Source organism: Streptococcus ovuberis, from assembly GCF_012396585.1.
Taxonomy (GTDB): Bacteria; Bacillota; Bacilli; order Lactobacillales; family Streptococcaceae; genus Streptococcus; species Streptococcus ovuberis.
Genome location: NZ_JAAXPR010000040.1, coordinates 1 through 5,229, shown reverse-complemented (window position 1 = coordinate 5,229; position 5,229 = coordinate 1). Strand labels below are relative to the sequence as shown.

Below are 5,229 nucleotides of genomic sequence, written 5' to 3'. Positions count from 1 at the left end.
TTGACAAAGCGAGAAGAAGGTGATAGAATAATGAAGTTGTCACAGGGAACTCAAAGGCGAAACAGTTTTGAGAAAAAAAGATAAAAAAAGTTTCAAAAAAGTGTTGACAGGTTCAAGAGGAAGTGATATACTAAGATAGTTGTCTCGTGAGAGGCGACGAAGATCATTGAAAATTAAAGAAGACGAACCAAACGTGCAGGGTGAAGTTAAGGAATTAACTTCGTCAATGAAAAAAACAATAAGTCAGTAATGACTGAGACAATTAAACTTTTATATGAGAGTTTGATCCTGGCTCAGGACGAACGCTGGCGGCGTGCCTAATACATGCAAGTGGAACGCAGTTGATTCTACCGTAGCTTGCTACATTTGAATGAACTGAGTCGCGAACGGGTGAGTAACGCGTAGGTAACCTGCCTGGTAGCGGGGGATAACTATTGGAAACGATAGCTAATACCGCATAATAGTGAATAACACATGTTATTGATTTGAAAGGGGCAATTGCTCCACTACCAGATGGACCTGCGTTGTATTAGCTAGTTGGTAGGGTAACGGCCTACCAAGGCATCGATACATAGCCGACCTGAGAGGGTGATCGGCCACACTGGGACTGAGACACGGCCCAGACTCCTACGGGAGGCAGCAGTAGGGAATCTTCGGCAATGGGGGGAACCCTGACCGAGCAACGCCGCGTGAGTGAAGAAGGTTTTCGGATCGTAAAGCTCTGTTGTAAGAGAAGAACGGCCATAGGAGTGGAAAATCTATGGAGTGACGGTAACTTACCAGAAAGGGACGGCTAACTACGTGCCAGCAGCCGCGGTAATACGTAGGTCCCGAGCGTTGTCCGGATTTATTGGGCGTAAAGCGAGCGCAGGCGGTTAGATAAGTCTGAAGTAAAAGGCAGTGGCTCAACCATTGTATGCTTTGGAAACTGTTTAACTTGAGTGCAGAAGGGGAGAGTGGAATTCCATGTGTAGCGGTGAAATGCGTAGATATATGGAGGAACACCGGTGGCGAAAGCGGCTCTCTGGTCTGTAACTGACGCTGAGGCTCGAAAGCGTGGGTAGCGAACAGGATTAGATACCCTGGTAGTCCACGCCGTAAACGATGAGTGCTAGGTGTTGGGTCCTTTCCGGGACTCAGTGCCGCAGCTAACGCATTAAGCACTCCGCCTGGGGAGTACGGCCGCAAGGCTGAAACTCAAAGGAATTGACGGGGGCCCGCACAAGCGGTGGAGCATGTGGTTTAATTCGAAGCAACGCGAAGAACCTTACCAGGTCTTGACATCCCAGTGACCGTTCTAGAGATAGAATTTCCCTTCGGGGCACTGGTGACAGGTGGTGCATGGTTGTCGTCAGCTCGTGTCGTGAGATGTTGGGTTAAGTCCCGCAACGAGCGCAACCCCTATTGTTAGTTGCCATCATTGAGTTGGGCACTCTAGCGAGACTGCCGGTAATAAACCGGAGGAAGGTGGGGATGACGTCAAATCATCATGCCCCTTATGACCTGGGCTACACACGTGCTACAATGGTCGGTACAACGAGTCGCAAGCCGGTGACGGCAAGCTAATCTCTTAAAGCCGATCTCAGTTCGGATTGGAGGCTGCAACTCGCCTCCATGAAGTCGGAATCGCTAGTAATCGCGGATCAGCACGCCGCGGTGAATACGTTCCCGGGCCTTGTACACACCGCCCGTCACACCACGAGAGTTTGTAACACCCGAAGTCGGTGAGGTAACCTATTAGGAGCCAGCCGCCTAAGGTGGGATAGATGATTGGGGTGAAGTCGTAACAAGGTAGCCGTATCGGAAGGTGCGGCTGGATCACCTCCTTTCTAAGGAAACGGAACCTGTACGTAGTCTTCTTTAATTTTGAGTGGTCTTACACAATAGAAGTACACTCTAAGGTGTACGGGGCCTTAGCTCAGCTGGGAGAGCGCCTGCTTTGCACGCAGGAGGTCAGCGGTTCGATCCCGCTAGGCTCCATACTGTTAGATCAAAAGCGGTTTAGCAGTTGCCCATTGACAATTGAATATCTATATCAAATTCCATTTATTAAAGATAAATGAAATAGTAACAAGAAAATAAACCGAAACGCTGTGCATGTAAATGCAAAGAATTAATTTTAAAGGTTAAGTTAATAAGGGCGCACGGTGGATGCCTTGGCACTAGGAGCCGAAGAAGGACGTGACGAACGACGAAATGCCTTGGGGAGCTGTAAGTAAGCGACGATCCAGGGGTGTCCGAATGGGGGAACCCACTAGCTTGATGGCTAGTATCCCATACTGTTAAGGTATGAGGAGGGAAGACGCAGTGAACTGAAACATCTAAGTAGCTGCAGGAAGAGAAAGCAAAAGCGATTGCCTTAGTAGCGGCGAGCGAAGAGGCAGGAGGGCAAACCGAAGTGTTTACACTTCGGGGTTGTAGGACTGCGCTGTGGACGTAATATTGATAGACGAATGACTTGGGAAAGTCAGCCAGAGGAGGTAAGAGCCCTGTAGTCGAAATCGAGATTATACCTAGCAGAATCCTGAGTACGGCGAGACACGCGAAATCTCGTCGGAATCTGGGAGGACCATCTCCCAACCCTAAATACTCCCTAGTGACCGATAGTGAACCAGTACCGTGAGGGAAAGGTGAAAAGCACCCCGGAAGGGGAGTGAAAAAGAACCTGAAACCGTGTGCCTACAACAAGTTCGAGCCCGTTAATGGGTGAGAGCGTGCCTTTTGTAGAATGAACCGGCGAGTTACGTTATGATGCGAGGTTAAGTTGAAGAGACGGAGCCGCAGGGAAACCGAGTCTTAATAGGGCGCTTTAGTATCATGATGTAGACCCGAAACCATGTGACCTACCCATGAGCAGGTTGAAGGTGCGGTAAAACGCACTGGAGGACCGAACCAGGGCACGTTGAAAAGTGCTTGGATGACTTGTGGGTAGCGGAGAAATTCCAAACGAACTTGGAGATAGCTGGTTCTCTCCGAAATAGCTTTAGGGCTAGCGTCGGCAAAAAGATCTCTTGGAGGTAGAGCACTGTTTGGATGAGGGGGCCATCTCGGTTTACTGATTTCAGATAAACTCCGAATGCCAATGAGATAAGGTCGGCAGTCAGACTGCGAGTGCTAAGATCCGTAGTCGAAAGGGAAACAGCCCAGACCACCAGCTAAGGTCCCAAAATATGTGTTAAGTGGAAAAGGATGTGGGGTTGCACAGACAACTAGGATGTTAGCTTAGAAGCAGCTATTCATTCAAAGAGTGCGTAATAGCTCACTAGTCGAGTGACCCTGCGCCGAAAATGTACCGGGGCTAAACACATTACCGAAGCTGTGGATGACACACTAGTGTCATGGTAGGAGAGCGTTCTATATGCGGCGAAGGCATACCGTGAGGAGTGCTGGAGCGTATAGAAGTGAGAATGCCGGTATGAGTAGCGAAAGACAGGTGAGAATCCTGTCCACCGTAAGACTAAGGTTTCCAGGGGAAGGCTCGTCCGCCCTGGGTTAGTCGGGACCTAAGGAGAGACCGAATGGTGTATCCGATGGGCAACAGGTTGATATTCCTGTACTAGAGTATATAGTGATGGAGGGACGCAGTAGGCTAACTAAAGCAGGCGAATGGAAGAGCCTGTCTAAGCAGTGAGGTGTGAGATGAGTCAAATGCTTATCTCTGTAACATTGAGCTGTGATGGGGAGCGAAGATTAGTAGCGAAGTTAGTGACGTCACACTGCCAAGAAAAGCTTCTAGCGTTTAATTATACTCTACCCGTACCGCAAACCGACACAGGTAGTCGAGGCGAGTAGCCTCAGGTGATCGAGAGAACTCTCGTTAAGGAACTCGGCAAAATGGCCCCGTAACTTCGGGAGAAGGGGCGCTCAGCTAGACTGAGCCGCAGTGAATAGGCCCAAGCAACTGTTTATCAAAAACACAGCTCTCTGCTAAATCGTAAGATGATGTATAGGGGGTGACGCCTGCCCGGTGCTGGAAGGTTAAGAGGAGAGCTTAGGAGCAATCCGAAGGTTTGAATTGAAGCCCCAGTAAACGGCGGCCGTAACTATAACGGTCCTAAGGTAGCGAAATTCCTTGTCGGGTAAGTTCCGACCCGCACGAAAGGCGTAATGATTTGGGCACTGTCTCAACGAGAGACTCGGTGAAATTTTAGTACCTGTGAAGATGCAGGTTACCCGCGACAGGACGGAAAGACCCCATGGAGCTTTACTGCAGTTTGATATTGAGTAACTGTACCACATGTACAGGATAGGTAGGAGCCTATGAGATCGGGACGCCAGTTTCGAAGGAGGCGCTGTTGGGATACTACCCTTGTGTTATGGTTACTCTAACCCGGATAGGTTAACCCTATCGGAGACAGTGTCTGACGGGCAGTTTGACTGGGGCGGTCGCCTCCTAAAGTGTAACGGAGGCGCCCAAAGGTTCCCTCAGATTGGTTGGAAATCAATCGCAGAGTGTAAAGGTATAAGGGAGCTTGACTGCGAGAGCCACAACTCGAGCAGGGACGAAAGTCGGGCTTAGTGATCCGGTGGTACCGTATGGAAGGGCCATCGCTCAACGGATAAAAGCTACCCTGGGGATAACAGGCTTATCTCCCCCAAGAGTTCACATCGACGGGGAGGTTTGGCACCTCGATGTCGGCTCGTCGCATCCTGGGGCTGTAGTCGGTCCCAAGGGTTGGGCTGTTCGCCCATTAAAGCGGCACGCGAGCTGGGTTCAGAACGTCGTGAGACAGTTCGGTCCCTATCCGTCGCGGGCGTAGGAAATTTGAGAGGATCTGCTCCTAGTACGAGAGGACCAGAGTGGACATACCGCTGGTGTACCAGTTGTCTTGCCAAAGGCATCGCTGGGTAGCTATGTATGGACGGGATAAACGCTGAAAGCATCTAAGTGTGAACCCCCCCTCAAGATGAGATTTCCCATAACTTAGGTTAGTAAGGACCCTTAGAGAAGATGAGGTAGATAGGTTGGGAGTGGAAGCTTGGCGACAGGTGAAGCGGACCAATACTAATCGTCCGAGGACTTATCCAGAGTTAATAAGATATTGACAAGCGTCAGGTTGATTTGTTACAATATAGGTATTCAATTGTGATTGGGCAAAACCAATCAAAGAAGTTAAGCGACGATAGCCTAGGAGATACACCTGTACCCATGCCGAACACAGCAGTTAAGCCCTAGAACGCCTGAAGTAGTTGGGGGTTTCCCCCTGTGAGATAAGGGAGTTGCTTAGC

1 tRNA gene and 3 rRNA genes are annotated in these 5,229 nt (G+C 49.8%); all 4 read left to right on the top strand.

The features are described from left to right. Nucleotides 1-270: 270 nt before the first annotated feature. The 4 genes from HF992_RS11550 to rrf all read left to right on the top strand — a co-directional run bounded on the left by HF992_RS11550 (nucleotide 271) and on the right by rrf (nucleotide 5,229). Nucleotides 271-1,829, top strand: a 16S ribosomal RNA gene (locus tag HF992_RS11550). A gap of 78 nt (nucleotides 1,830-1,907) precedes the next feature. Beyond that, nucleotides 1,908-1,980, top strand: a tRNA-Ala gene (locus tag HF992_RS11545). A 144-nt stretch (nucleotides 1,981-2,124) separates the two neighbouring features. Then, nucleotides 2,125-5,029: ribosomal RNA gene (locus tag HF992_RS11540) — 23S ribosomal RNA — on the top strand. An 84-nt stretch (nucleotides 5,030-5,113) separates the two neighbouring features. Beyond that, nucleotides 5,114-5,229: ribosomal RNA gene (gene rrf / locus HF992_RS11535) — 5S ribosomal RNA — on the top strand. Together the 16S, 23S and 5S rRNA genes with 1 tRNA gene alongside form the textbook arrangement of a ribosomal RNA operon.